The organism is Microbacterium sp. KSW4-4, from assembly GCF_023091185.1.
Classification (GTDB): Bacteria; Actinomycetota; Actinomycetes; order Actinomycetales; family Microbacteriaceae; genus Microbacterium; species Microbacterium paraoxydans.
The window spans coordinates 569707-595181 of sequence record NZ_JAHWXJ010000001.1 but is presented as its reverse complement, the minus strand read 5'-3'; the positions used below and the strand labels follow the sequence as shown (position 1 = coordinate 595181).

At 70.5% G+C, this 25475-nt stretch carries 24 protein-coding genes; 12 read left to right on the top strand and 12 right to left on the bottom strand.

Annotated features, from left to right (window positions below):
- From KZC57_RS02995 to tkt, 5 genes are read right to left on the bottom strand one after another with little or no spacing between them, the layout of a single operon-like run.
- A complete protein-coding gene (locus KZC57_RS02995; protein WP_247641011.1) occupies positions 1–936 on the bottom strand; it encodes a glucose-6-phosphate dehydrogenase assembly protein OpcA in 936 nt (311 codons plus the stop codon).
- Positions 933–2483 (bottom strand): glucose-6-phosphate dehydrogenase, encoded by a 1551-nt coding sequence (gene zwf / locus KZC57_RS02990; RefSeq protein WP_025103658.1) that lies wholly within the window; start codon positions 2481–2483, stop codon positions 933–935. The genes KZC57_RS02995 and zwf overlap by 4 nt, the downstream gene beginning before the upstream one ends.
- 20 nt (positions 2484–2503) lie before the next feature.
- Complete coding sequence (locus KZC57_RS02985; protein ID WP_060921902.1) at positions 2504–4111, bottom strand: glucose-6-phosphate isomerase; 1608 nt, start codon at positions 4109–4111, stop codon at positions 2504–2506.
- Entirely contained in the window at positions 4108–5220 is a 1113-nt protein-coding gene (gene tal / locus KZC57_RS02980) for a transaldolase (RefSeq protein ID WP_247641010.1), read from the bottom strand. Before tal ends, KZC57_RS02985 begins: the two co-directional genes overlap by 4 nt.
- The gene (tkt, locus tag KZC57_RS02975) at positions 5217–7313 is read right to left on the bottom strand and encodes a transketolase (RefSeq protein ID WP_247641604.1); all 2097 of its coding nucleotides are present in this window, start codon (positions 7311–7313) and stop codon (positions 5217–5219) included. The genes tal and tkt overlap by 4 nt, the downstream gene beginning before the upstream one ends.
- A gap of 249 nt (positions 7314–7562) precedes the next feature.
- Between tkt and KZC57_RS02970 the strand changes: the two genes are divergently transcribed.
- Complete coding sequence (locus KZC57_RS02970; protein WP_029989291.1) at positions 7563–8468, top strand: heme o synthase; 906 nt, start codon at positions 7563–7565, stop codon at positions 8466–8468.
- Here the strand turns inward: KZC57_RS02970 and KZC57_RS02965 are convergent.
- Together KZC57_RS02965 and KZC57_RS02960 are read right to left on the bottom strand one after the other, a co-directional pair.
- On the bottom strand, positions 8414–8890 hold the full coding sequence (locus KZC57_RS02965; RefSeq protein WP_234024114.1) for a hypothetical protein: 477 nt from the start codon (positions 8888–8890) through the stop codon (positions 8414–8416). The genes KZC57_RS02970 and KZC57_RS02965 overlap by 55 nt on opposite strands.
- Positions 8891–8958: 68 nt before the next feature.
- On the bottom strand, positions 8959–10080 hold the full coding sequence (locus tag KZC57_RS02960; protein ID WP_247641009.1) for a heme A synthase: 1122 nt from the start codon (positions 10078–10080) through the stop codon (positions 8959–8961).
- A 232-nt stretch (positions 10081–10312) separates the two neighbouring features.
- Here KZC57_RS02960 and sufB point away from each other — a divergent pair, with 232 nt between their 5' ends.
- The 7 genes from sufB to KZC57_RS02925 all read left to right on the top strand — a co-directional run bounded on the left by sufB (position 10313) and on the right by KZC57_RS02925 (position 16988).
- Complete coding sequence (gene sufB, locus KZC57_RS02955) at positions 10313–11731, top strand: Fe-S cluster assembly protein SufB (protein ID WP_025103651.1); 1419 nt, start codon at positions 10313–10315, stop codon at positions 11729–11731.
- Complete coding sequence (gene sufD / locus KZC57_RS02950) at positions 11732–12937, top strand: Fe-S cluster assembly protein SufD (RefSeq protein WP_247641008.1); 1206 nt, start codon at positions 11732–11734, stop codon at positions 12935–12937. It begins immediately after the preceding gene.
- Entirely contained in the window at positions 12934–13260 is a 327-nt protein-coding gene (locus KZC57_RS02945; RefSeq protein ID WP_025103649.1) for a non-heme iron oxygenase ferredoxin subunit, read from the top strand. Before sufD ends, KZC57_RS02945 begins: the two co-directional genes overlap by 4 nt.
- Positions 13261–13263: 3 nt before the next feature.
- Positions 13264–14034, top strand: coding sequence for a Fe-S cluster assembly ATPase SufC (sufC, locus tag KZC57_RS02940; protein WP_025103648.1), 771 nt, complete (start codon positions 13264–13266; stop codon positions 14032–14034).
- Between the two features lie 9 nt (positions 14035–14043).
- Positions 14044–14373 (top strand): metal-sulfur cluster assembly factor, encoded by a 330-nt coding sequence (locus tag KZC57_RS02935; protein ID WP_017202280.1) that lies wholly within the window; start codon positions 14044–14046, stop codon positions 14371–14373.
- A gap of 93 nt (positions 14374–14466) precedes the next feature.
- Positions 14467–15621 carry a MalY/PatB family protein gene (locus KZC57_RS02930; RefSeq protein ID WP_247641007.1) on the top strand — a complete coding sequence of 385 codons (1155 nt, stop codon included), beginning with the start codon at positions 14467–14469 and terminating at the stop codon, positions 15619–15621.
- Positions 15618–16988 carry an MFS transporter gene (locus KZC57_RS02925; RefSeq protein WP_247641006.1) on the top strand — a complete coding sequence of 457 codons (1371 nt, stop codon included), beginning with the start codon at positions 15618–15620 and terminating at the stop codon, positions 16986–16988. The genes KZC57_RS02930 and KZC57_RS02925 overlap by 4 nt, the downstream gene beginning before the upstream one ends.
- On the opposite strand, the gene KZC57_RS02920 is transcribed toward KZC57_RS02925, so the two are convergent.
- Positions 16951–17535, bottom strand: a complete 585-nt coding sequence (locus KZC57_RS02920) for a TetR family transcriptional regulator (protein WP_247641005.1) — start codon at positions 17533–17535, stop codon at positions 16951–16953. The two genes, KZC57_RS02925 and KZC57_RS02920, sit on opposite strands and share 38 nt — an antisense overlap.
- A gap of 50 nt (positions 17536–17585) precedes the next feature.
- Between KZC57_RS02920 and KZC57_RS02915 the strand changes: the two genes are divergently transcribed.
- A complete protein-coding gene (locus tag KZC57_RS02915) occupies positions 17586–18299 on the top strand; it encodes an energy-coupling factor ABC transporter ATP-binding protein (RefSeq protein ID WP_060921894.1) in 714 nt (237 codons plus the stop codon).
- Complete coding sequence (locus KZC57_RS02910) at positions 18296–18889, top strand: energy-coupling factor transporter transmembrane component T (protein WP_144881199.1); 594 nt, start codon at positions 18296–18298, stop codon at positions 18887–18889. The genes KZC57_RS02915 and KZC57_RS02910 overlap by 4 nt, the downstream gene beginning before the upstream one ends.
- Positions 18890–18892: 3 nt before the next feature.
- Here the strand turns inward: KZC57_RS02910 and KZC57_RS02905 are convergent, their stop codons facing one another.
- The 4 genes from KZC57_RS02905 to KZC57_RS02890 form a co-directional block, all read right to left on the bottom strand.
- A complete protein-coding gene (locus KZC57_RS02905; protein ID WP_247641004.1) occupies positions 18893–20203 on the bottom strand; it encodes an acyltransferase in 1311 nt (436 codons plus the stop codon).
- A gap of 96 nt (positions 20204–20299) precedes the next feature.
- Positions 20300–20971, bottom strand: coding sequence for a response regulator transcription factor (locus tag KZC57_RS02900; protein WP_247641003.1), 672 nt, complete (start codon positions 20969–20971; stop codon positions 20300–20302).
- Entirely contained in the window at positions 20968–22236 is a 1269-nt protein-coding gene (locus KZC57_RS02895) for a sensor histidine kinase (protein WP_247641002.1), read from the bottom strand. The genes KZC57_RS02900 and KZC57_RS02895 overlap by 4 nt, the downstream gene beginning before the upstream one ends.
- Before the next feature lie 5 nt (positions 22237–22241).
- A complete protein-coding gene (locus tag KZC57_RS02890) occupies positions 22242–22859 on the bottom strand; it encodes a DedA family protein (protein WP_105949934.1) in 618 nt (205 codons plus the stop codon).
- Between the two features lie 165 nt (positions 22860–23024).
- On the opposite strand from KZC57_RS02890, the gene KZC57_RS02885 reads away from it, so the two are divergent.
- Positions 23025–24623, top strand: a complete 1599-nt coding sequence (locus tag KZC57_RS02885; RefSeq protein ID WP_060921888.1) for an ABC-F family ATP-binding cassette domain-containing protein — start codon at positions 23025–23027, stop codon at positions 24621–24623.
- Between the two features lie 22 nt (positions 24624–24645).
- Entirely contained in the window at positions 24646–25278 is a 633-nt protein-coding gene (locus KZC57_RS02880; RefSeq protein WP_247641001.1) for a pyridoxal 5'-phosphate synthase, read from the top strand.
- Positions 25279–25475 lie beyond the last annotated feature (197 nt).

Below are 25475 nucleotides of genomic sequence, written 5' to 3'. Positions count from 1 at the left end.
TCACTCTCCTGTCTCGGGCGGACCGAGCTTCTCCCAGCCCTCCGTGATCACTCGACCGTACAGGACGTCGGGGTCGAGCCTGCGCAGCTCCTCCGCGAGGCACTCGCGCAGCGTCCGCCGCGGCAGGTGGAGATCGTGGTCGGGCTGGTTCGGCTGGGTGAGGACGGCGACGCCGGGCGACGGGCGCTCGAGGAGGATGTCGCCGGACTGCCGGGTGAGGCGCACCGACTTGATGCCCTCCTGCCAGTGCTCCGGGTCCTCGTACGACCACCGCACCGGCACATCCAGTGCCATCTGCAGCCACGCGGCGAGCAGCGCGGTGGAGGGCGAGGCGCTCCCACCCCGGACCTCGACGGCGGTGATGGTCTCGTACGGCGGCTGGTCCAGCACCGCGGCGAGCTGCTCGCGCCAGTGCGTGAGGCGCGTCCAGGCGAGGTCGGTGTCGCCGGGAGCGTGCGTGCGCCCGAGGAGGGCGAGGCGGTCGCGCACATCCGGGGACGTGGCGGCGTCGGTGATCCGGCGCTGGGCGATGCGGCCGAGCGGCGACGTCGCTGGAGAGGTGGGGGCCTCGTCCGGCCACCACGCCACCACCGGGGCGTCCGGCAGGAGCAATCCGGTGAGCAGGCTCTCCTCGTTGCTCGCGGCGGCGCCGTGCGCGTGCAGCACGACGACCTCGCTGGCCCCGGCGTCTCCGCCCACGCGGATCTGCGCGTCGAGGCGGGACTCGCCGTCGCCGGTGGTCAGCACGATCACACGCATCGGGTGCTCGCGCGACGCATCGTTCGCCGCGTCGATCGCGGCCTCCGCGACGCCCTTGCGGGCCGCGATGACCAGGGTGAGGACGCGGCCGAGGGCGACGGCGCCACCCTCCTCGCGCACCTTGACGAGCTGCTTGGCGACCTGGCTGACGGTCGTGTCGGGAAGGTCGATGATCACGGGCGTCTCCAGACTCGTCCGTCGCGGGCCAGCAGGTCGTCGGCCGAGGCCGGTCCCCACGAGCCGGGCGCGTACTGCTCCACCGGACCGCCCTGGGCGGCCCAGTACTTCTCCACCGGGTCGAGGATCTTCCAGGAGAGCTCGACCTCCTCATGCCGCGGGAACAGCGGCGGGTCGCCCAGGAGGACGTCGAGGATCAGACGCTCGTACGCCTCCGGGCTCGCCTCCGTGAACGCGTGGCCGTAGCCGAAGTCCATCGTCACGTCGCGGACGTTCGTGCCGTTGCCCGGCACCTTCGAGCCGAAGCGGATCGTCACGCCCTCGTCGGGCTGGACGCGGATCACGAGGGCGTTCTGCCCGAGCTCCGAGGCGTTGCCGCGGCCGAACAGGTGCTGCGGCGCACGGTTGAACACCACGGCGATCTCCGTCACGCGACGGCCGAGGCGCTTGCCCGTCCGCAGGTAGAACGGCACGCCGGCCCAGCGTCGGGTGTCGATCTCCAGCTTGATGGCCGCGTAGGTCTCCGTCGTCGACTCGGGGTTCATCCCCTCCTCGTCGAGGAAGCCGGTGACCTTCTCACCGCCCTGCCAGCCGCCGGCGTACTGTCCGCGCGCCGTGGCGAGGGAGAGATCCTCCGGCACGTGCACCGCGGCGAGGACCTTCTCCTTCTCTGCCCGCAGATGCTCGGCGGAGAGGCTGATGGGCTCCTCCATCGCCGTGAGCGCGAGGAGCTGGAGCAGGTGGTTCTGGATGACGTCGCGGGCGGCGCCGATCCCGTCGTAGTACCCGGCACGACCGCCGACGCCGATGTCCTCGGCCATCGTGATCTGCACGTGGTCGACGTAGTTGCGGTTCCAGATCGGCTCGTACAGCTCGTTCGCGAAGCGCAGCGCGAGGATGTTCTGCACCGTCTCCTTGCCGAGGTAGTGGTCGATGCGGAAGATCGAGTCGGCGGGGAACGCCACCTCGAGGGCTGCGTTGAGAGCGCGCGCCGACTCGAGGTCGTGCCCGAACGGCTTCTCGATGACGACGCGCCGCCAGCGCTCGTCGTCGTCCGCGTCCTCGCCCACGAGCCCCGAGTCCTTGAGCTGCTTCGCGACGAGCGGGAAGTCCTTCGGCGGGATCGAGAGATAGTAGGCGTGGTTGCCCATGGTCCCGCGTTCCACGTCGAGCTTCTCGACGGTCTCCCGCAGCTTGCGGAAGGAGTCGGGGTTGTCGAACTCGCCGGAGACGAACCGGATGCCCTGGAGCAGCTGCGTCCAGGTCTCCTCGCGGAACGGCGTGCGGGCATGCTGCTTCACCGCGTCGTAGACGACCTGGGCGAAGTCCTGGTCCTCCCAGTCGCGGCGGGCGAAGCCCACGAGCGCGAAGCCCGGGGGCAGGAGCCCCCGGTTCGCGAGATCGTAGACCGCCGGCATGAGCTTCTTGCGGGACAGATCACCCGTCACGCCGAAGATCACGAGGGCGCTGGGCCCCGCGATCCTGTTGAGACGACGATCGTCGGGGTCGCGCAGCGGGTTGTGCCCGCGCGAGATTGGTACAGACATCGGTGGGGGCTCTCCTGCGGTTACTTCTGTGCGGCTTCGAAGAGGGCGAGCACGTCGTCCGAGGACTCGGTGATCGTCAGCGAGACGACGGGCCGTCCGTGCTCCGCGAGCACACCCGCGTCGCCGGCCGCCTGCGCCTGGATGAGCTGCCCGAACGTGAAGGGGCGGTCGGGGATCTCGAGATCCACGTCCGTGCGCTCCAGAATCTGCAGGAACACGCCCTGGGCGGGGCCGCCCTTGTGGTACTGGCCCGTGGAGTGCAAGAAGCGCGGTCCCCAGCCGAACGTGGTCGGGCGCCCGGAGTCGGCGGCGACGAGCTCGCGCAGGCCCTGGAGCTGCGGTACCTCGAGGCGGTTGACGTAGGCCTGGATGGACACGTAGCCGTCGGCGGGGAGCTGTGCCCAGAGCGCGTCCAGCACGCCTTCGACCGTGCCCGAGACGGCAAGGGCGGGATCGGAGACCCGCACCTCGACGCCGTTCTCGACGAACGCGGGCGCCGTCGGCTCCGGGCGGGCATCGAGCAGGCCCCGGGCGGCGACCTTGGCCGACTCGACGTCGGGCTGGTCGAACGGGTTGATGCCGAGGAGGTGCCCGGCGATGGCCGTCGCGTACTCCCAGACGATGAACTGCGCGCCGAGCGTGCCGCTGACGAGGATCTCGCCCTCGTGCCGCTCGTGCAGGTGGAACTCGTTGGCGTCGTCGACGAGGCGCACGATCTGGAGGTCGGCGGGGACCGGGTCGAGCTCCGGCGAGACCGGGAGCAGGACGACCGGGAGGATGCCCGTGCCCTCCTTGCCCGTGGACTCGGCAATCAGCTGCTCGATCCAGTCCGGCAGCCCCTTGATGTGCGTGCCGTCGGTGATCAGACCCAGCTTGTCGCGGCGGGGGTTGGTGGCGGCGATCGCCGCCCCGAGACGGAGGGCGGGGTTGTCGGCGGAGTCCACGGCCACCTCGAGCAGCGAGGCCTCGGCCTCGTCCAACAGCTCGTCGATGTCGACGCCGGCGAGTCCAGACGGGACGAGGCCGAAGGCGGTCAGCGCCGAGTAGCGGCCGCCCACGTTCGGGTCGGCGTTGAAGACCCGGTAGCCGGCCTCGCGCGCGGAGGCGTCGAGCGGCGAACCGGGATCGGTGACCACGACGATCCGCTCGGTGGGGTCGATGCCGAGGTCGCGGAAGGCGGCCTCGAAGGTCCGGCGCTGCGAGTCGGTCTCGACCGTGGAGCCCGACTTCGACGACACGACGAGGACCGTCTCGGCGAGACCCTCGTCGAGCGCGGCGAGCACCTGCCCCGGGGCGGTGGAGTCGAGGATCGTGAGCGGGACGCCGGACGTCTGCGCGATGACCTCGGGAGCGAGCGACGAGCCGCCCATTCCGGCCAGCACCACGCGGGTGACGCCCTTCGCCGCGAGTTCCTCGCGCAGCGCGACGATCTCCGCGACCAGCGGGCGGGAGACCGAGACGGCCTCGACCCAGCCGAGGCGGACCGAAGCCTCGGCCTCGGCGGCCGGACCCCAGAGCGTGGCGTCGCCACCGGTGATGCGGGACGCGACGAGGTCGTGGACCAGGGCCGGCACGGTCTCCTCGATGGCGACGCGCGCCGCGCCCGATGCGTGGATGGCGAAGGTCATCGCTGCGCCTCCAGAGCCTCGGTGACCTGCGCGAGCAGATCGTGCCAGGAGTCGATGAACTTCGCGACCCCCTCCTCCTCGAGCACCTCGGTGACGGCGTCGAAGTCGACCCCCACCTCGGCGAGCCCGGCGAAGACCTCGCGGGCCTCCTCGTAGCCGCCGGTGATGGTGTCTCCCGTGACGACGGCGTGGTCGAACGTCGCCTCGAGGGTCTTCTCCGGCATCGTGTTCACGACGCCGTCCGCGACGAGCTCCGTGACGTAGAGGGTGTCCGGCAGCGCCGGGTCCTTCACGCCAGTGGACGCCCACAGCGGGCGCTGGACGTTGGCGCCGGCGGCGAGGAGATCCTGCGCGCGCTTCTCGGCGAACGTCTTCTCGAAGAGCTCGTACGCGAGTCGGGCGTTCGCGAGTCCCGCCTTGCTCTTCAGCGCGGCGGCGGCGTCCGTGCCGATCGCGGTCAGGCGCTTGTCCGTCTCCGTGTCCACCCGGGAGACGAAGAACGAGGCCACCGAGTGGATGGTGGACAGATCGATGCCCGCCTCCTTGGCACGCTCGAGGCCGGTGAGGTACGCCTCGATGACCTCGGCGTAGCGCTCCAGGCTGAAGATGAGGGTCACATTGACGCTGATGCCGTTCGCGATCGCCTCGGTGATGGCCGGGAGGCCGGCCTTGGTCGCCGGGATCTTCACGAGGAGGTTGGGCCGGTCGATCCGGTCCCAGAGCTCCTTGGCCTGCGCCACGGTGCCGTCGGTGTCGTGGGCGAGATCGGGGGAGACCTCGATCGAGACGCGACCGTCGACGTGGCCGGACTCCTCCCACACCGGGCGGAAGACGTCGAGCGCGGCACGGACGTCCTGGGTCGTCGCGGCGAACACGGCGTCCTCGGCGGAGGCTCCGGACGCGGCGAGCTCGGTGACCTGCGCGTCGTAGGACGTGTCGTTCTTGTCCGTGATCGCGTTCGCGAAGATGGTCGGGTTCGTGGTGACGCCCACGACGTTGCGCGACGCGATCAGCTCGGCGAGGTTGCCGGAGGAGATGCGGGTGCGCGAGAGGTCGTCGAGCCAGATGCTGACGCCGGCGGCGGCGAGCTGGGCGGTGGGGGTGCTCATGCGTTCTCCTTGATGGTCTCGCGGGCGGCCGCGACGACGGCCTCGGTGGTGATGCCGAACTTCTCGAAGAGGGTCTTGTAGTCGGCGGAGGCGCCGAAGTGGTCGATGCCGACGGACCGGCCGCGGTCGCCGACGATGCCGCGCCACGTGAGCACGGAACCGGCCTCGACCGAGACGCGGGCGGTGACGGACGACGGCAGCACGCTCTCGCGGTAGGCCTCGTCCTGCTCTGCGAACCACTCCAGCGAGGGGGCGGAGACGACGCGGACGTTCACGCCCTCGCCGGCGAGCACCTCGCGGGCGTTCACCGCGAGCTGCACCTCGGAGCCGGTGGCCACGATGATGACGTCCGGCGTGCCGCCCGGCGCCTCGGCCAGGACGTAGGCGCCCTTGGCGGCCTGGGCGGCCGAGGCGAAGGTATCGCCCGAAGCCTCGCCCTCGCCGCGCGGGAACACCGGGATGTTCTGGCGGGTCAGCGCGATGCCGGCCGGGCCCTCGTGGCGCCGGAGGATCTCGAGCCACACGGCGGCGGTCTCGTTGGCGTCCGCCGGACGGACGACGGCCAGGTTCGGGATCGCGCGCAGCGTCGCGAGCTGCTCGATCGGCTGGTGCGTCGGGCCGTCCTCGCCGAGGGCGACGGAGTCGTGCGTCCAGACGAAGACGCTCGGCACGTTCATTAGCGCGGCCAGGCGCACGGCCGGACGCATGTAGTCGCTGAAGATGAGGAACGTGCCCCCGAAGGCGCGCGTGGGCCCGTGCAGCACGATGCCGTTGACGATCGCACCCATGGCGTGCTCACGGATGCCGAAGTGCAGCACCCGGCCGTACGGGGTGCCCGACCACTCGTGGGTCGACCACTCAGCCGGGATGAAGGACGGCGCGTCCTTGATCGTCGTGAGGTTCGACTCGGCGAGGTCGGCGGAGCCGCCCCAGAGCTCGGGGAGCTGCGCGGCCAGCGCGTTGATGACCTGGCCGGACGCGGCGCGGGTCGAGACGTCCTTGCCGGCCTCGAAGACGGGGAGTGCGTCGGCGATGTCGGCGGGGAGCTCGTGGGCCTCGACGCGGTCGAGCAGGGCCTTGCGCTCGGGGTTGGCGGCCGCCCAGTCATCGAACGACTCCTGCCAGGCGGCGCGGGCCTCGGCGGCGCGCTCCGCGAGGCCGCGCGTGCGCTCCAGCACCTCGTCGGCGACCACGAAGGTCTGCTCCGGGTCGAACCCGAGGACCTTCTTGGTGGCGGCGAGCTCGTCGGCTCCGAGTGCCGATCCGTGGATCTTCCCGGTGTTCTGCTTACCGGGGGCCGGCCAGCCGATGATGGTCTTGAGGATGATGAGCGACGGCTTGTCGGTCTCGCCCTTGGCCGCCTCGATCGCGGCGTGGAGCTCGGCGACGTCCTCCACGTACTCGCCGGTCTTCTTCCAGTCCACGGTCTGCACGTGCCAGCCGTAGGCCCGGTAGCGAGCGGCGACATCCTCGGTGAAGGCGACGTTCGTGTCGTCCTCGATGGAGATCTGGTTGGAGTCGTAGATCGCGATGAGGTTACCGAGCTGCTGGTGGCCGGCGAGCGAGGAGGCCTCGCTGGTGACGCCCTCCTGCAGGTCGCCGTCGCCCGCGATCACGTAGACGAAGTGGTCGAACGGGCTCGTGCCCGCTGCGGCCTCGGGGTCGAAGAGGCCGCGCTCGTACCGGGCGGCGTACGCGAAGCCGACCGCCGACGCGAGGCCCTGGCCCAGCGGGCCCGTGGTGATCTCGACGCCCTTGGTGTGGCCGTACTCGGGGTGTCCGGGGGTCTTCGAGCCCCAGGTGCGGAGTGCCTTGAGATCGTCGAGCTCGAGCCCGAACCCGCCCAGATAGAGCTGCACGTACTGCGTCAGCGACGAGTGGCCGACCGACAGGATGAAGCGGTCGCGCCCGAGCCAGTCGGTGTCGGTCGGGTCATGCCGCAGCACCCGCTGGTAGAGCAGATAGGCGGCGGGAGCCAGACTCATCGCCGTGCCGGGATGACCGTTGCCGACCTTCTCGACCGCATCGGCCGCCAGGATCCGGGCGGTGTCCACCGCGCGTCGATCGATCTCGTCCCACTGCAATTCCGACACGTTCATGCCCTTTCCGACAGTTTCGAGGGCGCCGGTATTCCCTGGCGCATCCGCAACTTCCCTGGCGCATCCCGCATCGTCCAGGAGACGGGCGGGGTTGTGCGCAGCACCGGGCGCGCGAGTGCTCTCAGCATAGCGGGGACGGTCCCGGCGGCTGAGGGGTAGAAGGCGCGGAACGCGTCACGGCGTGTCATACACTGGAGAGGTTGTCCGGTAACGCGCGCGGAGGAGGCGATCGAGATCTCGACGATGTCTGATCAGACCGTACGGAAGTCGTCCATCGGTCGCACGGTGAGCGCCTACGTCACTCTGACGAAGCCCCGGGTCCTCGAACTCCTCCTCGTCTCGACCGTTCCGGTCATGTTCCTCGCGCAGGGCGGACTGCCCGATCTCTGGCTGGTCCTCGCGACGGTCATCGGCGGATCGATGAGCGCCGGTTCGGCCGGCGCGTTCAACATGTACCTCGACCGCGACATCGACGCGCACATGCACCGCACGGAGAACCGGCCGCTCGTGACCGGCGAGGTCAGTCCGCGCGGCGCCCTGATCTTCTCGTGGACGCTCGCGATCGTGTCGACCGTGTGGCTCTGGTTCACCACGAACCCGCTCACGGCGATCCTGTCGGCCTCCGCGATCTTCTTCTACGTCGTGATCTACACGATGATCCTCAAGCGCCGCACCGAGCAGAACATCATCTGGGGCGGCATCGCGGGGTGCTTCCCGGTCCTCATCGGCTGGTCCGCCGTCACCGGGTCGCTCGACTGGCCCGCCTTCATCCTCTTCCTGCTCGTCTTCCTCTGGACGCCGCCGCACTACTGGCCGCTGTCCATGAAGTACAAGGACGACTACGACGATGTCGACGTGCCCATGCTCGGCGTCACCCGCAACGCGTCGCAGGTCGGCCTGCAGGTCATCCTGTACGCGTGGGCCACGGTCGCCTGCTCGCTGCTGCTCGTGCCGATCGCCGGCATGGGCCTCGTCTACACCGTCTCCGCCCTGGTGTTCGGCGGCTGGTTCATCTATGAGTCGCACCGCCTGTACAACCAGGCGGTCCGGGGGACCGAGGCGCGGCCGATGCGAGTCTTCCACGCCTCGATCACTTACCTGACGCTGCTGTTCGTCGCCGTGGCGATCGACCCGCTGCTGCCCTTCTGATCCTCGTCGGCCTGGGGCTCGTCGGCCTGAGGCTCCGCATCGACCTGCGGCTCTGCATCGGCGGTCCGGAGAGCGGGCTCGTCGCGCGGGACTGAGACCGTCTCGACCGCCTCGTCCTGGATGATCGGCTCCTCGCGCTCGACGATCGGCGCGGGGGCGATCGGGGAGGCGACCAGCGTGCGCGCGGCGACGAGGCCGAGCGACAGGAGCAGGCCCACCAGGCCCGCACCGAGGACGACCGCGCCGACGACGACGAGCGACTGACCGACGTACACCTCGACACCGGTGGCGGTGCCATCCATCAGGGTGGTCGTCATCGTGCCGATCTGTCCGGCGATCATCCAGCCGCCGACCCCGACCGCGGCGAGGGAGACGACGATGAGGAGCCAGAACCCGGCGCTGCGGGTGAGTGTCTTGTTCATGTCGACCATGATGGTCGATGCGGTGATGAGCGCCCAGTGCGCGCGCTATGGATCGTCTGTGCGGCAGGTCAGTCGACGGGGGCGGGTACGACGGACGCCGTGCGCTTGAGGTGCAGCACGACGACCGTGTAGGTCGCGGCCGACAGCGATGCCAGGACCATGTGGATGCCCACGAGCACGGGCGGCAGCCCCTCCCGCGCCTGCCAGACGCCGACGGCCACCTGCACGAGGATCGCGATGACCAGCACCAGCAGCCACCGGCGGGGCTCGAGGCGCAGGACCCAGGCGGACACCGTCAGGAAGAGCACGAGGGCGGCCAGGATGTAGCCCGGCCAGGAGTGGACGTGGGCGAGGACCGTGGCGTCGAAGCCGCGGCGCAGCACGTCGGCGTCGCCCGAGTGCGGGCCCGATCCGGTCGTCAGCACGCCGAACAGGATGGTCACGGCGAGGGCGAGGCCGGTGGCGTGCGTCACGATCGCGAACCAGGTGGGGACGGCCCGCTCGCGCGGTCCTTCCGGAGTCGCCAGCCGCACGAGGAACGCGGCGGTGATGCAGACGAGCAGGAGCGACGACGTGTAGTGGAACCCGACGATGAAGGGGTTCAGGCCCGTGAGCACGGTGATGCCGCCGACCAGGGCCTGCGCGACGACGCCGATCAGCACGAGCCAGGCGAGGAGGACGAGATCCCGTCGGGCGGGCGTCGTGCGCACCGAGTGGACCGCCGCCGCGATCACCGCGATCAGGAGCACGGCGGAGGCGACGGGGAACGCCGGGAAGTCGGTGAGCGAGACCAGGACGAAGGCGACGGCCGCGCCGGCGAGACCGCCGACGGCGAACCACAGGGCGTCGATGAGCGCCCGGCGGCCGCTGATGGTGTGCAGGACGAGCAGGACGACGGCGATCGCGATGATCCCGACGACGCCGGTCATCAGCCGGTTGCCGAACTCGATCATCCCGTGGATGCCCTGCACCTCGACGATCGGGACGAGCGACTCGGGCGTGCACAGCGGCCACTCGGTGCAGCCGAGGCCGGATCCGGTCAGCCGCACGGCGCCGCCGGTGCCGATGATGATCGTCTCGCTGAGGAACGACAGCCACGCGAAGACGGTGAGCGCGCGACCCCACACCGCGGAGCGGGGGGAGGCGGTCGCCCTGGTCGTCGAAGGGGCGGGGATGGTCGTCTCGGGCATAAGTCCTCCGGCCCGTCGAAGACGTGGCGCACGGCCCGTCCGTCAGGCGGAACCTGTAGAATCGGATTGTTGCGATGAGCGCTGACAGCGCTGAAGCATCGTCAACAGTTTAGGCGCGATGGAAGCGCCCGTGATGAGGGCCCCACCAACGGCACCCGCTCCCGCAGACTCGACGGGGATCAGGTGTGTCGGGGCGGATGACACCGTTTGGGACCTGTGAGGAGAGTGTTGCATGTCGGATGTGCTGATCGACCGCCCGGAGCTCGATGGTCTGGGGGTGTACGAATTCGGCTGGCACGATGAGGATGCCGCGGGTGCCGTCGCGAAACGCGGGATCTCGGAAGAGGTCGTCCGCGGGATCTCGGCCCTCAAGAACGAGCCGGAATGGATGCTGAAGACCCGTCTCAAGGGCTATCAGCTCTTCGGCCGCAAGCCGATGCCGACCTGGGGCGCCGACCTCAGCGACATCGACTTCGACAACATCAAGTACTTCGTCCGCTCCACCGAGAAGCAGGCGCAGAGCTGGGAAGACCTCCCCGAGGAGATCCGCGAGACGTACGAGCGCCTGGGCATCCCCGAGGCCGAGCGTCAGCGTCTCGTCGCCGGCGTCGCCGCGCAGTACGAGTCCGAGGTCGTGTACCACCAGATCCGCGAGGACCTGGAGGCCCAGGGCGTCATCTTCATGGACACCGACACCGCCCTGCGCGAGCACCCCGAGTTCTTCGAGGAGTACTTCGGCACCGTCATCCCCGCGGGCGACAACAAGTTCGCCGCGCTGAACACCGCCGTCTGGTCGGGCGGCTCGTTCGTCTACGTCCCGAAGGGCGTGCACGTCGAGATCCCCCTGCAGGCCTACTTCCGGATCAACACCGAGAACATGGGCCAGTTCGAGCGGACCCTGATCATCGCCGACGAGGACAGCTACGTCCACTACATCGAGGGCTGCACCGCCCCGATCTACAAGTCGGACTCCCTGCACTCGGCCGTCGTCGAGATCATCGTGAAGAAGAACGCCCGCGTGCGCTACACGACGATCCAGAACTGGTCGAACAACGTCTACAACCTGGTCACCAAGCGCGCCGTGGCACACGAGGGCGCGACCATGGAGTGGGTCGACGGCAACATCGGCTCCAAGGTGACGATGAAGTACCCGTCGATCTACCTGATGGGTGAGCACGCCAAGGGCGAGACCCTCTCCGTCGCGTTCGCCGGCCCCGGTCAGCACCAGGACGCCGGCGCGAAGATGATCCACATGGCGCCGTACACGCAGTCGTCGATCGTCTCGAAGTCGATCGCCCGCGGCGGTGGCCGTGCCGGCTACCGCGGCGAGGTGCGCGTCGACGCCGCCGCCCATCACTCGGCGAACACCGTCCGCTGTGACGCCCTCCTCGTCGACACGAAGTCCCGTTCCGACACCTACCCGGCGATCGACATCCGTGTCGACGACGTGCAGCTCGGCCACGAGGCCACGGTCTCCAAGGTCAGCGAGGAGCAGCTCTTCTACCTGCAGTCCCGTGGCATGCCCGAGGACGAGGCGATGGCGATGATCGTGCGCGGCTTCATCGAGCCGATCGCGCGCGAGCTGCCGATGGAGTACGCGATGGAACTGAACAAGCTCATCGAGATGGGCATGGAAGGATCGGTCGGCTAAATGGCGGCCTCGACGACAGCGCCCAGCGAGGCGCAGCACACGAACGCGCACATCGACCCGGCCGCCCAGGTGGCGGACGCCGGATTCGTCCCGGTGCAGACCCGCTCCGAGCGTCCGCACTCGTTCGACCCGGACGACTTCGGCACGCCGACCGGTCGCGAGGTGAACTGGAAGCACACGCCGGTGGCCGCGCTCGCGCCGCTGTTCCGCCCGGCCGAGGGCGACGAGGGCGTGCAGTACTCCTTCACGTCCGGCGAGCAGTACGTCGCCGCGCCGCTCCCGGCGGGAACCGCTCCGCGCGGCGAGGTCTTCCTCGCCGAGGACATCACCGCCGCCGTCGCGTGGCAGGGCGCCTCCGAGGCCCTGCACATCCGCATCCCGCGCGAGGAGGAGGTCGCCGCGCCGATCTTCCTGTCGCTCACGGGCACCGGAGCCGACCGCCGGGCGGACGCCCACATCGTGATCGAGGCCCTCGAGCACAGCGCCGCCACGGTGGTGCTGCAGCACAAGGGCTCGGCGCAGTACGCCCAGAACGTCGAGATCATCGTCCGCGATGGAGCGAAGCTCACCGTCGTCTCCGTGCAGCAGTGGGACGACGACGCCGTGCACGCGGCCGCCCACCAGGCGCGGGTCGCGGCCGATGCCACCCTCAAGCACTTCGTCGTGAGCTTCGGCGGCGGCGTGGTGCGCGTGAACCCGAGCGTCGAGCTCGCCGGTGCCGGCTCCGAGGGCTACCTCTACGGGCTGTCCTACGCCGACTCCGGTCAGCACCTGGAGAGCCAGGTGTACCTGCACCACAAGGGCCCGCACACGACCGGCGACGTGCTCTACAAGGGCGCGCTGCAGGGCGAGAGCGCCCACAGCGTGTGGATCGGCGACGTGCTGATCGGGGCGGAGGCCACCGGCACCGACTCCTACGAGGCCAACCGCAACCTGGTGCTCACGGAGGGCGCGCGCGCGGACTCCATCCCGAACCTGGAGATCGAGACGGGCGACATCGTCGGCGCCGGGCACGCGAGTGCCACCGGCCGCTTCGACGACGAGCAGCTCTTCTATCTCCAGGCCCGCGGCATCCCGGAGGACGAGGCCCGCCGACTGGTGGTGCTCGGCTTCCTCACCGACATCGTGCTGCGCCTCGGCATCCCCGACCTGGAGTCGGAGCTGCTGGCCGCCATCGAGGCCGAGCTCGCCGAGGTGGACGCGTGACCGCGCAGCGCGTCTGCGGCGTCTCCGAGCTGGAGCAGGACACGCCGCTGCGCGTCGAGCCGGACGGTGTGCCGATCACGGTCATCAAGGACGGCGAGGGCGTCATCCACGCCATCGGCGACACCTGCACCCACGGCGACATCTCGCTGTCCGAGGGCTTCGTGGAAGGTGACACGGTGGAGTGCTGGGCCCATGGCTCGGCGTTCTCCCTGATCACCGGCAAGCCCCAGAATCTCCCCGCATATGAGCCCGTCCCGGTCTACGTCGTCGAGATCGACGGCGACGACGTGCTCATCGATCCCGCTGTGACGAAGGAAGTCTGAAGAATGTCTGTTCTCGAGATCCGCGACCTGCATGTGACGGTCGAGACCGAGGCGGGGACCACCCCGATCCTCAACGGAATCACCCTCACCATGAACACCGGTGAGACCCACGCCATCATGGGCCCCAACGGCTCCGGCAAGTCCACCCTGGCCTACACGATCGCCGGCCACCCGAAGTACACGGTCACCTCCGGCTCCATCACCTTCGACGGTGAGGACGTCCTGGCGATGAGCGTCGACGAGCGTGCCCGCGCCGGTCTGTTCCTCGCCATGCAGTACCCGGTCGAGATCCCCGGCGTGACCGTGACGAACTTCCTGCGCACCGCGAAGACCGCGCTCGACGGCGAGGCGCCCTCGATCCGGCAGTGGACCAAGGACGTCAAGGAGTCCATGGCTAACCTCCGCATGGACCCCAAGTTCGCGCAGCGCAACGTCAACGAGGGCTTCTCGGGCGGCGAGAAGAAGCGCCACGAGATCCTCCAGCTCGAGGTGCTCAAGCCGAAGTTCGCCGTGCTCGACGAGACCGACTCCGGCCTCGACGTGGACGCGCTGAAGATCGTCTCCGAGGGTGTCAACCGCGCGAAGGAGTCCACCGGCCTCGGTGTGCTGCTCATCACGCACTACACCCGGATCCTCCGCTACATCCGCCCCGACTACGTGCACGTGGTCGTCGCGGGCAAGATCGTCGAGGAGGGCGGCCCCGAGCTCGCCGACCGCCTGGAGAACGAGGGCTACGACCGGTTCCTCGACCCCTCCGCTCCCATCGAGGCGTAGGCTGATCGCATGACAGCGACCCTGACGGACGAGAAGTACGACGCGGTCACCGAGGCTCTCAAGGACGTGATGGATCCTGAGCTCGGGATCAACGTCGTCGACCTCGGACTCATCTACGACCTCGCCTGGGATGACGAGAACGACGCTCTCGTCATCCACATGACGCTGACCAGCGCGGGCTGCCCGCTCACGGACGTCCTCGAAGACCAGACGGCGCAGGCCCTCGACAACGTCGTGGACCGCTTCCGCATCAACTGGGTGTGGATGCCGCCGTGGGGGCCTGAGCGGATCACGGACGACGGGCGCGACATGATGCGTGCGCTCGGTTTCGCGATCTGAGCGTTCCGGTCACCTGACCACCAGACGAAGCGGGCGTGCCGGGCACGCCCGCTTCGACGTCTCCGCATCGGCGCGGAGAGAATCGGAGGACGAATGCTGTCGGTGAAGGCCCTGTCGCTGTCGGAGCTGCGCGAGCGGACCAGCGAGAAGTGGCGGGAGTATCCCGAAGACGTGCTGCCCCTCTTCGTCGCGGAGATGGACTTCCCGCTCGCCCCGGCGATCACGGCCGCACTGCAGCGGGCGCTGGATCTCGGGGACACCGGGTACATCGCCTCGCGGACGCCGCTGGCGGAGGCGTACGCGGGTTTCGCGGAGCGCCGCTTCGGCTGGCGCCCCGACCCGGCGCGGATGCGCAGCACGGCGGACGTGAGCATGGGCATCGTCGAGATCCTCCGTCGCGTCACGCAGCCGGGGGAGCGCGTCGTCGTCACGCCGCCGGTCTACCCGCCCTTCTATGACCTCGTCGCCGAGGCCGGTGCCGAGGTGCAGCGTGTCCCGCTGCGCGACACGGGGACCGGCTGGGAGCTCGACCTCGACGGGATCCGCGCCGCCTTCGAGGACGGCGCGACGGCCATGCTCCTCTGCAACCCGCACAACCCGACCGGCACCGTGCACGATCGGGAGACGCTGTCCGCGCTGGCCGAACTGGCCGAGGAGTACGGCGCGACGATCGTCTCCGACGAGATCCATGCGCCGCTCACCCAGCCGGGCACGGGCTTCACGCCGTTCCTCGCCGTAAGCGACGCGGCGGCCCGCATTGGCTATGCGGTCGTCAGCGCGAGCAAGGCGTTCAACCTCGCGGGGCTGAAGTGCGCGCTCATGGTCACCGCCGCAGAAGAGACGTCCGCGGTCGTGCGCGACCTGCCCGTCGAGGTGGAGTGGCGGACGGGGCAGTTCGGTCTGCTCGCCGCCGTCGCCGCGTTCTCGGAGGAGAGCGACGCGTGGCTCGACGGCCTCCTGCGCACGCTCGACGAGAACCGCGTCCTGCTCGAGGACCTGCTCGCCCGTCACCTCCCCGCCGCCCGCTATCGCCTTCCGGACGCGGGATACCTCGCGTGGATCGACCTCTCCGCCCTCGGCTGGGGAGACAACCCCGCCCGGAAGATCCTCCGTGAGGCGAAGGTGGCGCTACACTTCGGCCCGGCCTTCGGCGACGAGGGGGCCGGGCACGTGCGACTCAACTTCGGCACGAGCCCCGAGATCCTCACCGAGGCGATCGAGCGCATCGCCGCGCTCGTCGAGCGATGACGGCGGCGGAGCCGACGGCAACGATCTGGGACCGCAGCCGCGTCTGGGTGACTCTGGGTGCTGTCGCCCTGATCTTCCTCGCCGCGATCGAGGCCCTGGCGGTGACCACGGTCATGCCGATCGTCAGCGATGCCCTGAACGGCCAATCGCTGTATGCCGTCGCCTTCGCCGGTACGCTCGCGACCAGCGTGATCGGGATGGTCGCGGCGGGGTCCTGGTCGGACGCGCGTGGTCCGCGCGGCGCGCTGTACGCCGCCGTCACCCTCTTCATCCTGGGGCTGCTGATCTCCGGGTTCGCGACGACGATGCCCCAGTTCCTGATCGGACGACTGGTGCAGGGGCTGGGCGCGGGTGGGCAGACGGTGGCCCTGTACGTCGTGGTCGCGCGGCTGTATCCGCCGCATCTGCACGGCCGGGTGTTCGCGGCGTTCGCGGCCGCCTGGGTGGTGCCGTCGATGATCGGGCCCTTCCTCGCCGGAGCGGTGGCGGAGTACCTCGATTGGCGCTGGGCGTTCCTCGGCGTGGCAGTCCTGACCGCGATCGCCTTCTCGATGATCGCGATCCGACTGCGGGGTGTCGATCTCGGCCGCGGGGAGCCGCAAGACCGCCGTGCGCTGGTGACCCGTCTGCTGCTGGCCGTCATCGTGGCGGTGCTCGCGGTGGTGATCGGGCTGTCCGCCGAGCTCGATCCGGCGATCGGGTGGCCGGTGGCACTGGGGGCTGTGCTCGCGATCGGCGTCGTCGTGCTGCCGCTCCTGCCACGACGGACCCTCCGAGCCGGCGCCGGGCTCCCCAGCGTCGTGCTCATGCGCGGTGTGGCGGCCGGGGCGTTCTTCGCCGCCGAGGCCTACATCCCGTACCTGCTGATGCGGAAGTTCGACTTCTCCGCGACCTGGGCCGGAGTCGCCCTGATGCTGGCGGCCTTCGCCTGGGCCGGGGCGTCGGCTGCGCAAGGCCGCTACGGTGAGCGGCTGGGCAATCACCGCATCACGGCGCTCAGCCTCGGCGCATTGCTCGTGGCGATGCTCTGCCTCCTGGCCGCAGCGGCGTTCGACGCCTCGCCGGCCTTCGTGATCGTCGGGTGGGCGTTCGCCGGGGGCGGCATGGGGCTGCTGTATCCGCGGCTCACCGTGCTGACGCTGGCCTACTCGGACGAGACGAACCAGGGATTCAACTCCTCGGCGCTGTCGATCTCGGATGCCACGGGTTCGGCGGTCGCCATCGCACTGGCGGGCCTCGCCGTCGCCACCCTCGGCGGAGGCGCGGACGCGTTCGCGGTCGTGTTCGTCCTCGGTATCGGGCTGGTGCTGCTCGCGGTGGTCCCCGGGCTCAGGCTCGGGCACGCCGCGGAGTCATCGGTGCGCTGAGCTCGCCGGCCAGGGCGATGACGCCGAGGTCGAACACCCGGTCCAGGCCCGCGGTGACGTCGACCTCGCCGGAGGCCGGGAGTGCGCCATGGCTGTCGGCGTGCATCCGCTGCTGGACGAGGGTGGCATGGCCGAGCACGAAGTGCAGGATCGCCGCCCCGCGATCCTCGGCGTGAGTGGCGCCCTCGGCGTGGAGGGCGGCGACCAGGGCGTCGCGGGCATGCGCGGAGCCGAGCTGGAGCGCGTACGTGCTGAGGACGAGCTCGGCGCCGTCCCGGTAGGCGAAGAGGGCGTCGCGGAGCGCGCGGGCGGTCGCGAGGACTCCTTCGACTCCGCCCGGGACGGTCGCGGTGATCCGATCGGCGAGGTCGGCGAGGAGCTCCTGCTTGTTCGCCACGTGCCAGTAGAGAGCGCTCGGCTGCACGTCGAGCCGGGCCGCGATGCGGCGCATGGAGAGATCCGCCAGCCCCACCTCGTCGAGAAGAGCAAGGGCGGTCCGTGCGACGCTCTCCCGATCGTGACGGGCGGGATTCGTCTCGGGACTCATGCCCCCACTATAGTGAACGGCGTTCAGGTGAACGGTGTTCAGGAGGATGCATGCGCTGGCGGGAGCGGGACGCGACGACGATCGCGGAGCCGGGGACGCTGCGTCTCGACGGCGTGGGCGTGACCGTCGACGACCGCGTGCTCCTCGACGACGTGACGCTGGAGCTCACCGCACCGCGCATCGCCGTGATCGGAGCGAACGGCTCGGGGAAGTCGACGTTCGCCCGGCTGCTGAACGGCCTCATGACGCCGACCACGGGAACGGTCACCGTCCACGGCCTCGACGCGCTCCGGGAGCGGACCGCCGTGCGCCGTCGGGTGGGCTTCGTCTTCACCGATCCGGATGCCCAGATCCTGATGCCGACCCCGGCCGAGGATCTGGCGCTGTCGCTCCGAGGGCGGCCCCGTGACGAGATCGCCGCCCGCGTGCAGGAGACCCTGGAGCGGCACGGTCTCGGTGCCCACGCCGACATCCCGGCGTCGTCGCTCTCGGGAGGACAGAAGCAGATGCTGGCCCTCGCCGCGGTGCTCCTCGCCGAGCCGGCGCTGATCGTGGCGGACGAGCCGACGACACTCCTCGACCTGCGCAACGCGCGGCGGATCGGAGACCTCCTTCTGTCGCAGGAGGCGCAGGTGCTGATCGTCACCCACGATCTCGAGCTCGCGGCCCGCTGCGACACCGCCGTCCTGTTCGACGGCGGGTGCGTCGTCGATCAGGGAGAGCCCGAGGCGGTCATCGCACGCTACCGGCGGCTGTGCGCATGATCCTGCCGTCCCCGGTCGGTGCGGGACTGCTGCATCGGGTGCCGGCCGGTCCGAAGCTCGCCGGGCTCGCCGTCGCGGCGCTCGCGTTGACGCTGTTCCCGCACGGGCCGCTCAGCGTCGCGGTCTGCCTCACGGCCGTGCTCGCGCTCTACCCGATCGCGGGGGTGCCGCTCTCCGCCGCGGTGACGGAGCTGTGGCGGCTGCGTGCGGTCCTGCTCGTGCTCGCGATCGCCCTCGCCGTCTTCGTGTCTCCCGTCGCCGCCTGGGTGAGCACCGGGCGGGTCGCCGTGCTGCTGCTGCTCGCCGCCCTCCTCACCCTGACCACGCGCATGTCCGATCTCTTGGCCGTGCTGCAGAGCCTCCTGCGTCCGCTGCGGCGCGTCGGGGTCGATCCGGAGGCGGTGTCGATGGCGGTATCGCTCACGCTGACCATGGTTCCCGTGGTGGCCGGACTCGCGCAGCGGGTACGGGACGCGGAGCGCGCACGAGGAGTCCGCCTGGGCATGCGCGGCGTGGTGCCGCTGCTCGTACTGACGCTGCGCCACGCGGATCAGGTCGGCGATGCCCTCGCCGCCCGCGGGGTCGGCTGACGGTCAGGCCAGGACGGCGGTGCCGGGGACGGCGCTCCCGGGGTGTCCCGCCAGCCGCAGCGCCGCGACCAGCAGCAGGACGGCGAGCGCCGCGGTGGCGACCGTCGTGCCGAGCACCAGGAGGAGCACCACTCCGCCGAGACCCAGCACCGTTGCCAGCGCCAGGCGGCGGTGCGACGCCGTCGCCTCCGGCGAGGGGTGATTCTCGAACCGATCGACGCGGACCGCGACCATCGCGGTGAGGGCGACAGCCGTCAGGAGCCACAGTGGGCGGGCGGCCCACCACTCCGCGCTGTCGAGGGCGGGAAGGGTCACGCCGCCGACGAGGGCGGCGAGGGCCGTTGCTCCGGCCATCGACAGGAGCACCGGCATGTGCCAGAGGTAGATCGTCATCGTCCGTCGGGTGACGAAGGCGGTGAACGCGGCCACCGGGATGCGACGACTGAAACGCCCGATGCGCGCTCGGTACAGGGAGAAAAGCGTCGTGTGGATCAGCCCGACCAGCAGCAGAGCGGACGTCGGCGGGTTGATGTTGGCGATGAGGTCGGGGGAGTACACGCCGCCGAGGAAGGAGATGACGAGGAGGGCGAGGGAGCCGGCGCCGATCGCGGCGCGGGTGCGGCGACGAAGGGCGTCCACGCGGCCGTCGGCGAGGAGGAACCCGAGCTGCTGCATCGTCAACCACACGAAGGCGAGGTTGAGGAACCCCACGGCGTCGTTCCCGGTCACGGCCCGCAGGACATCGACCGCCACGGCCGCGGTGGCGAGGACGGTGATCGTGCGCAGGGGCGCGCGCTCGTGCAGGGCGACGAACGCGGGGAGCAGCGCCTGACACAGCAGGAAGACCCCGAGGAACCACAGGGGCTGTCCGTATCGGAAGCCCGCGACGGCGATGAGATCCGGCGCGACGCCGACGACGGTGAGCACCGCGAGCGCGGCCCCGACCGCGCCGACCGTGAACAGGGCCGGGCGCAGGAGCCGGTGCACCCGACCGGCCACGAAGGCGGTCGCGCTCCCGCCGCGGGCGCGGAGGCGGCGGTACGCGAGGAGCCCCGAGAACCCTCCGATCACGAAGAAGAGCGGCATCACCTGCAGCAGCCAGCTCAGCGGCGCGATCCAGCTCGTGCCGTCGCTCGCGTTCTCGAACACCGGTCCGGTCTCCGACATGGTGACCCCGACCATGACCGCGTGCAGCAGGACGACGCCGAGCACGCACAGCGCGCGCACCAAGTCGATTCCGGTGTCGCGGTGGCCGGTGGGGGCGGATACGGCGGGGGCGGGGGTGCTGAGGCGTGGAGCCGCGGCGATGACCATGAGTCCTCCTGGGAACGGTGTCCTCGGAGGCTATGGAGGCGGTGGGGGACGGGACATCACTCCGTGGTGCCGTCCTGACCCCTACGCAGGGGTGACTCAGGCGGAGGGCTCGACCAGACCGGTGTCGTACGCGAGGATGACGGCGTGCACACGATCGCGGAGACCGAGCTTCGCGAGCACCTTGCCGACATGGGTCTTCACGGTCTGTTCGGCGATGAACAGGTCGCCGGCGATCTCGGTGTTGGAGCGGCCCTTGCCGATGAGGACGAGCACCTCGCGCTCCCGGTCGGTGAGCTCGGCCAGGGCGGTCGCGGACCTGCGCGAGGCCGGCCGCCGTCCGGCGAACTGCTCGATCATGCGCCGGGTCACGCTGGGGGCGAGGAGCGCATCGCCGCCCGCCACCACGCGCACGGCGTGCACGAGCTCCTCCGGCAGAGCGTCTTTGAGGAGGAACCCGCTGGCCCCGGCGGCGAGGGCGTCGTAGACGTAGTCGTCGATGTCGAAGGTGGTGAGCATGAGGACCCGCGGCACGTGCGCGGCAGGATACGACGGACCGAGGATGCGGCGGGTGGCCTCGATGCCGTCGAGCTCCGGCATGCGGACGTCCATGAGGATGACGTCGGGATCGAGCCGCGCGGCGAGCGTCACAGCCTCCGCGCCGTCGGCCGCCTGGCCCACCACCCGGATCCCCTCGTGCGCGTCCAGCAGGGCGGCGAAACCGGCGCGGACCATCGCCTGGTCGTCGGCGATGAGCACGCTGATCGTCACGGGTTCTCCTTGTCTTCCGCCGAGGCGGTCGGGGTCGGCGGTACGGCCGTTGCAGACAGCGGCAGGGTGGCCTCGACGGTCCAGCCGCCGTCGTCGGACGGCCCGGCGGCGAGGCTTCCGCCGAGCAGTTCGGCGCGCTCGCGCATTCCCCGGAGGCCGTAGCCGCCGGAGGGGCTCTCGGTCGGCTGCGGTGGTGCGGCGTTGTGCACACGGATGTGCAGGGCATCGACGTCGGCATGGAGCCGGACGGTGACGCGGGCACCGGGCGCGTGGCGGACGGCGTTGCTCAGCGCCTCCTGCACGATGCGGAAGGCGGCGATCTGCACGCCGGGTCCCGCCGCGGAGGCCGCTTCCATCCCCTCCAGCACGAGGCCGACCTCCACCCCTGCCCGGCGGATCGTGTCGACGAGGGCCGGGACGTCGTCCAGTCCCTGCTGCGGTGCGAGCTCGGCGTGCTGGTCCTCGGTGCGGAGCACTCCCAGCATGCGCCGCATCTCGGTGAGCGACGTGCGCGCGGTGGCGGCGATGTCGTCGAACTCGGCGGCGGCCTCGGCGTCGAGGTCCGCGATCCGGTAGCGCGCGGTCGACGCCTGCACCTGGATCACCGACATGCTGTGCGCCACGACGTCGTGCAGCTCCCTGGCGATCCGGGTGCGCTCCTCCACGAGAGCGCGCCGGGATTCCTCCAGCGCGCTGTGCTCCTTCTCCCTCGTGAGCTCCGCCGCGACACGCACACGACCGGCGACGAGGACGGCGATGAGCAGCATCGCGGCAGCGACCGAGGTCGTCACGATGAGATTGGCGGTGGCGCTGCCGGAGCTCGCCGGCGTCGCGACCATGTCCGGGCGCAGCAGCGGCGCCGTCAGCGAGGTCAGTGCGCCGATCACGAGGGTGAGGCCTCCGAGGCGGGCTCCCTGCACGAAGGACATCACGCCCACGAGGAGGACGAAGGACAGGAGGGCCGGTACCGACCAGGGCCAGGGGGAGTGGATCGCGCGCGCCGGCTCGACGAGGAGCGGCAGCAGGAAGGCGCCGGCGGCGAAGACGACGATCGCCGTCCGCGGCCGGGAGGGGACGAGGAGGGGAGCGCCGCACACGGCGGCGCCGAGCAGTAAGGACAGGGGCAGCGGCGTGCCGGAGAGCACCGTCTGAAGGGAGACGAGGAGCGCGTACAGCACGACGACCGCCGCAGTCAGCGCCACGAGGGCGCCGGTGCGACGGCTGATCCGTGGCGGGCGCGGGGTGCGCTCTCGGCGGCGTGCCATGCGTCTCATCCTGCCAGGTGCGCGACCGGCGTACGGCGTCGGCGGAGCGCCGCGATCCGGTCGATGACGACGCCGACCATCAGGGCGATGACGACGCCGATGGCGGCGCTGAGGAGGGGCTGGTCGTGCAGCCACGCGCCCGCGAGCAGCCCGATCGCGAGACTGAACACGCTCCAGCTCACACCGGCGATGAGGCTCAGCGGGAGGAACCGTCGCCACGGGAATCCGAGCGCTCCGGCGGACATGTTCACCGCGACGCGTCCGATCGGGATGTAGCGGGCGCCCAGGATCAGCGTGGCGCTGCGACGGTCCAGCGCGCGCTGCGCGTAGGCGAAGGCGGCGGCGACGCGGGGGCGCCGCATCCAGGCGAACCTCGTCGTGCCCAGGCGGCGCCCGATGAGGAACGCGATGTTGTCGCCGATCGCGGCGCCCAGGGCGGCGACGGCACCCAGCAGCACGATGTCGCCGTCGCCGGTGGATGCGGCCACCGCCGCCGCGGCGACGAGGACCGTCTCGCTCGGGACCGGCGGGAAGAACCCGTCGATCACGGTCACCGCGAACAGCACGGCGTACAGCCAGGGGGAGGCGATCGCCTGCAGGATGAGGTCGTTGAGGATGTCCACTCCGGCACCGTAAGCAGGGGGTGGGGAGAGGGGCATCACTCCGGGGTATCGCCTCGGTCACCCTGGAGAGGGATATCCGTGCGGGCGTCGCCACAGGCAGGGCGGCATATACTGGTTGGCTGGCCGCTCGGCCATCACCTCCTCCCGAACGAACGGACGTCCGCTGTGCTTGCCGTGCACGACCTCGAGATCCGCGTTGGCGCGCGCCTGCTGATGGAGAACGTCTCGTTCCGTGTGTCCGATGGCGACAAGATCGGCCTCGTCGGACGCAACGGTGCGGGCAAGACGACGCTCACCAAGGTGCTCGCCGGCGACGTGCTGCCCTCGGGTGGCACCGTCACCCGTTCCGGCGAGCTCGGCTACCTGCCGCAGGATCCCCGTTCGGGCAATCCGGAAGACCTCGCCCGTACCCGGATCCTCGACGCCCGCGGCCTCGGCCAGCTCAACCTCGGCATGACGGAGGCTTCGCTCGCGATGGGGTCCGACGACCCCGCGGTCGCTGCCAAGGCGATGAAGCGCTACGCCGCGCTCACCGAGAAGTTCGAGGCGCAGGGCGGCTACGCGGCCGAGGCGGAGGCGGCCTCGATCGCGCACAACCTCTCGCTGCCGGACCGCATCCTCGACCAGCCGCTGTCGACCCTCTCCGGAGGCCAGCGTCGGCGCATCGAGCTCGCGCGCATCCTCTTCTCCGACGCGCAGACGATGATCCTCGACGAGCCGACCAACCACCTCGACGCGGACAGCGTGGTGTGGCTGCGCGAGTTCCTCAAGAACTACAAGGGCGGGCTGATCGTCATCAGCCACGATGTCGAGCTCGTGGGCGAGACCGTCAACCGGGTGTTCTATCTCGACGCCAACCGCCAGGTCATCGACATCTACAACATGAACTGGAAGAACTATCTGCGGCAGCGCGCTGCGGACGAGGAGCGTCGCAAGAAGGAGCGGGCCAACGCCGAGAAGAAGGCGACGACGCTGCAGCAGCAGGCGGCGCGCTTCGGGGCGAAGGCGTCGAAGGCGGCAGCAGCGCACCAGATGCTCGCGCGTGCCGAGAAGCTCCTCTCCGGGCTGGAGGACGTGCGTCAGGAGGACCGCGTCGCGAAGCTGCGGTTCCCGAAACCCGCCCCCTGCGGCAAGACCCCGCTCATGGCCTCCGGGCTGTCGAAGTCGTACGGCTCGCTGGAGATCTTCACCGACGTCGACCTCGCGATCGACCGCGGTTCCAAGGTCGTCGTGCTCGGTCTCAACGGTGCGGGCAAGACGACGCTGCTGCGCATGCTCGCGGGGGTCGACCAGCCGGACACCGGCCAGCTCGAGCCCGGACACGGCCTCAAGGTCGGGTACTACGCGCAGGAGCACGAGAACCTCGACGTCAGCCGCTCGGTCCTGGAGAACATGGTGTCGGCCGCTCCGCACATCACGGAGACGGAGGCCCGCAAGGTCCTCGGCTCCTTCCTGTTCACCGGCGACGACGTCCTCAAGCCGGCGGGTGTGCTGTCCGGTGGCGAGAAGACCCGGCTGTCGCTGGCGACGCTCGTCGTGTCGTCCGCGAACCTCCTCCTGCTCGATGAGCCCACGAACAACCTCGATCCGGCCTCGCGCGAGGAGATCCTCGGGGCGCTGGCCCACTACGAGGGTGCGGTGGTGCTCGTGTCGCACGACCCCGGCGCGGTGCAGTCGCTGAACCCCGAGCGGGTCCTCATCCTGCCCGACGGCGTCGAGGACATCTGGAGCCAGGAGTACCAGGACCTCATCGAGCTCGCGTAGCGGGTCGTGGCATAGTCGGAGGATGGCGGCGCACCCGATCCTTCCTCCCTCGGAACTCGCGACGTGGTTGCGCGCGCAGCCCACCCTCACCGGGACGGCTCCGCCGTTGCACCTCGACGACCTTCCGGACGATCCGGTGCTGCTCTTCCGGGAGTGGCTCCGCGAGGCGGCGACGGCCGGCGTCCCCGAACCGCACGCGGCGACGCTGGCGACGGTGGACGCCGACGGCATCCCTGACGCGCGCACGCTGATCCTCAAGGACGTCGACGCGCGCGGCTGGGCGTTCGCCGGGGCCCGGTCCTCCCGGAAGGCCGCGCAGCTCGGTGCGCGTCCGGCGGCGGCGCTGAACCTCTGGTGGCAGCCGCAGCGGCGCGCGGTCCGAGTCCGAGGAACCGTGGAGGAGGCGTCGGCGACCGAGAGCGACGCCGACCTCGCGGCCCGCTCCGAGAGCGCACGCGGGGGTTTGCAACCGGGGGACTGGGTGCTGTGGCGGGTGGTTCCGACGCGGGTCGAGTTCTGGCAGGGGGCGTCCGACCGGAACCACACCCGGATCGTCTACCGTCGTGTCGACGGCCGCTGGCAGCTCGCGGCCCCCGCCCCCGTTTCCGCCCCCGCCCCTTCCTCCGCCGCCGTCCCCGGCTCCCTGGTGCGTTGACGCCCCCTTTCCCCACGCGGGCGGCCCGTTTCCGATCCCGCACGGTCGTCCCGTTTCCGATCCCGCACGGTCGTCCCGCGCGGGATCAAAAAGGGGCGTCCCGGCGCTGCCGCACGCCCGTTTCTGATCCCGCAACCGCGGCGCACGCGGATGCGGGATGGAAAACGGTCACGGGAGCTCGAGGTGAGGGGACTTTT

What these genes read in the sequence shown, in the direction of transcription:
- zwf (WP_025103658.1), bottom strand. Translation starts at nt 2,483, where the DNA reads ATGTCTGTACCAATCTCGCGCGGGCACAACCCGCTGCGCGACCCCGAC.
- KZC57_RS02985 (WP_060921902.1), bottom strand. Translation starts at nt 4,111, where the DNA reads ATGACCTTCGCCATCCACGCATCGGGCGCGGCGCGCGTCGCCATCGAG.
- tal (WP_247641010.1), bottom strand. Translation starts at nt 5,220, where the DNA reads ATGAGCACCCCCACCGCCCAGCTCGCCGCCGCCGGCGTCAGCATCTGG.
- KZC57_RS02970 (WP_029989291.1), top strand. Translation starts at nt 7,563, where the DNA reads ATGTCTGATCAGACCGTACGGAAGTCGTCCATCGGTCGCACGGTGAGC.
- KZC57_RS02965 (WP_234024114.1), bottom strand. Translation starts at nt 8,890, where the DNA reads ATGAACAAGACACTCACCCGCAGCGCCGGGTTCTGGCTCCTCATCGTC.
- KZC57_RS02960 (WP_247641009.1), bottom strand. Translation starts at nt 10,080, where the DNA reads ATGCCCGAGACGACCATCCCCGCCCCTTCGACGACCAGGGCGACCGCC.
- sufB (WP_025103651.1), top strand. Translation starts at nt 10,313, where the DNA reads ATGTCGGATGTGCTGATCGACCGCCCGGAGCTCGATGGTCTGGGGGTG.
- sufD (WP_247641008.1), top strand. Translation starts at nt 11,732, where the DNA reads ATGGCGGCCTCGACGACAGCGCCCAGCGAGGCGCAGCACACGAACGCG.
- sufC (WP_025103648.1), top strand. Translation starts at nt 13,264, where the DNA reads ATGTCTGTTCTCGAGATCCGCGACCTGCATGTGACGGTCGAGACCGAG.
- KZC57_RS02935 (WP_017202280.1), top strand. Translation starts at nt 14,044, where the DNA reads ATGACAGCGACCCTGACGGACGAGAAGTACGACGCGGTCACCGAGGCT.
- KZC57_RS02930 (WP_247641007.1), top strand. Translation starts at nt 14,467, where the DNA reads ATGCTGTCGGTGAAGGCCCTGTCGCTGTCGGAGCTGCGCGAGCGGACC.
- KZC57_RS02925 (WP_247641006.1), top strand. Translation starts at nt 15,618, where the DNA reads ATGACGGCGGCGGAGCCGACGGCAACGATCTGGGACCGCAGCCGCGTC.
- KZC57_RS02920 (WP_247641005.1), bottom strand. Translation starts at nt 17,535, where the DNA reads ATGAGTCCCGAGACGAATCCCGCCCGTCACGATCGGGAGAGCGTCGCA.
- KZC57_RS02915 (WP_060921894.1), top strand. Translation starts at nt 17,586, where the DNA reads ATGCGCTGGCGGGAGCGGGACGCGACGACGATCGCGGAGCCGGGGACG.
- KZC57_RS02910 (WP_144881199.1), top strand. Translation starts at nt 18,296, where the DNA reads ATGATCCTGCCGTCCCCGGTCGGTGCGGGACTGCTGCATCGGGTGCCG.
- KZC57_RS02905 (WP_247641004.1), bottom strand. Translation starts at nt 20,203, where the DNA reads ATGGTCATCGCCGCGGCTCCACGCCTCAGCACCCCCGCCCCCGCCGTA.
- KZC57_RS02895 (WP_247641002.1), bottom strand. Translation starts at nt 22,236, where the DNA reads ATGGCACGCCGCCGAGAGCGCACCCCGCGCCCGCCACGGATCAGCCGT.
- KZC57_RS02880 (WP_247641001.1), top strand. Translation starts at nt 24,646, where the DNA reads ATGGCGGCGCACCCGATCCTTCCTCCCTCGGAACTCGCGACGTGGTTG.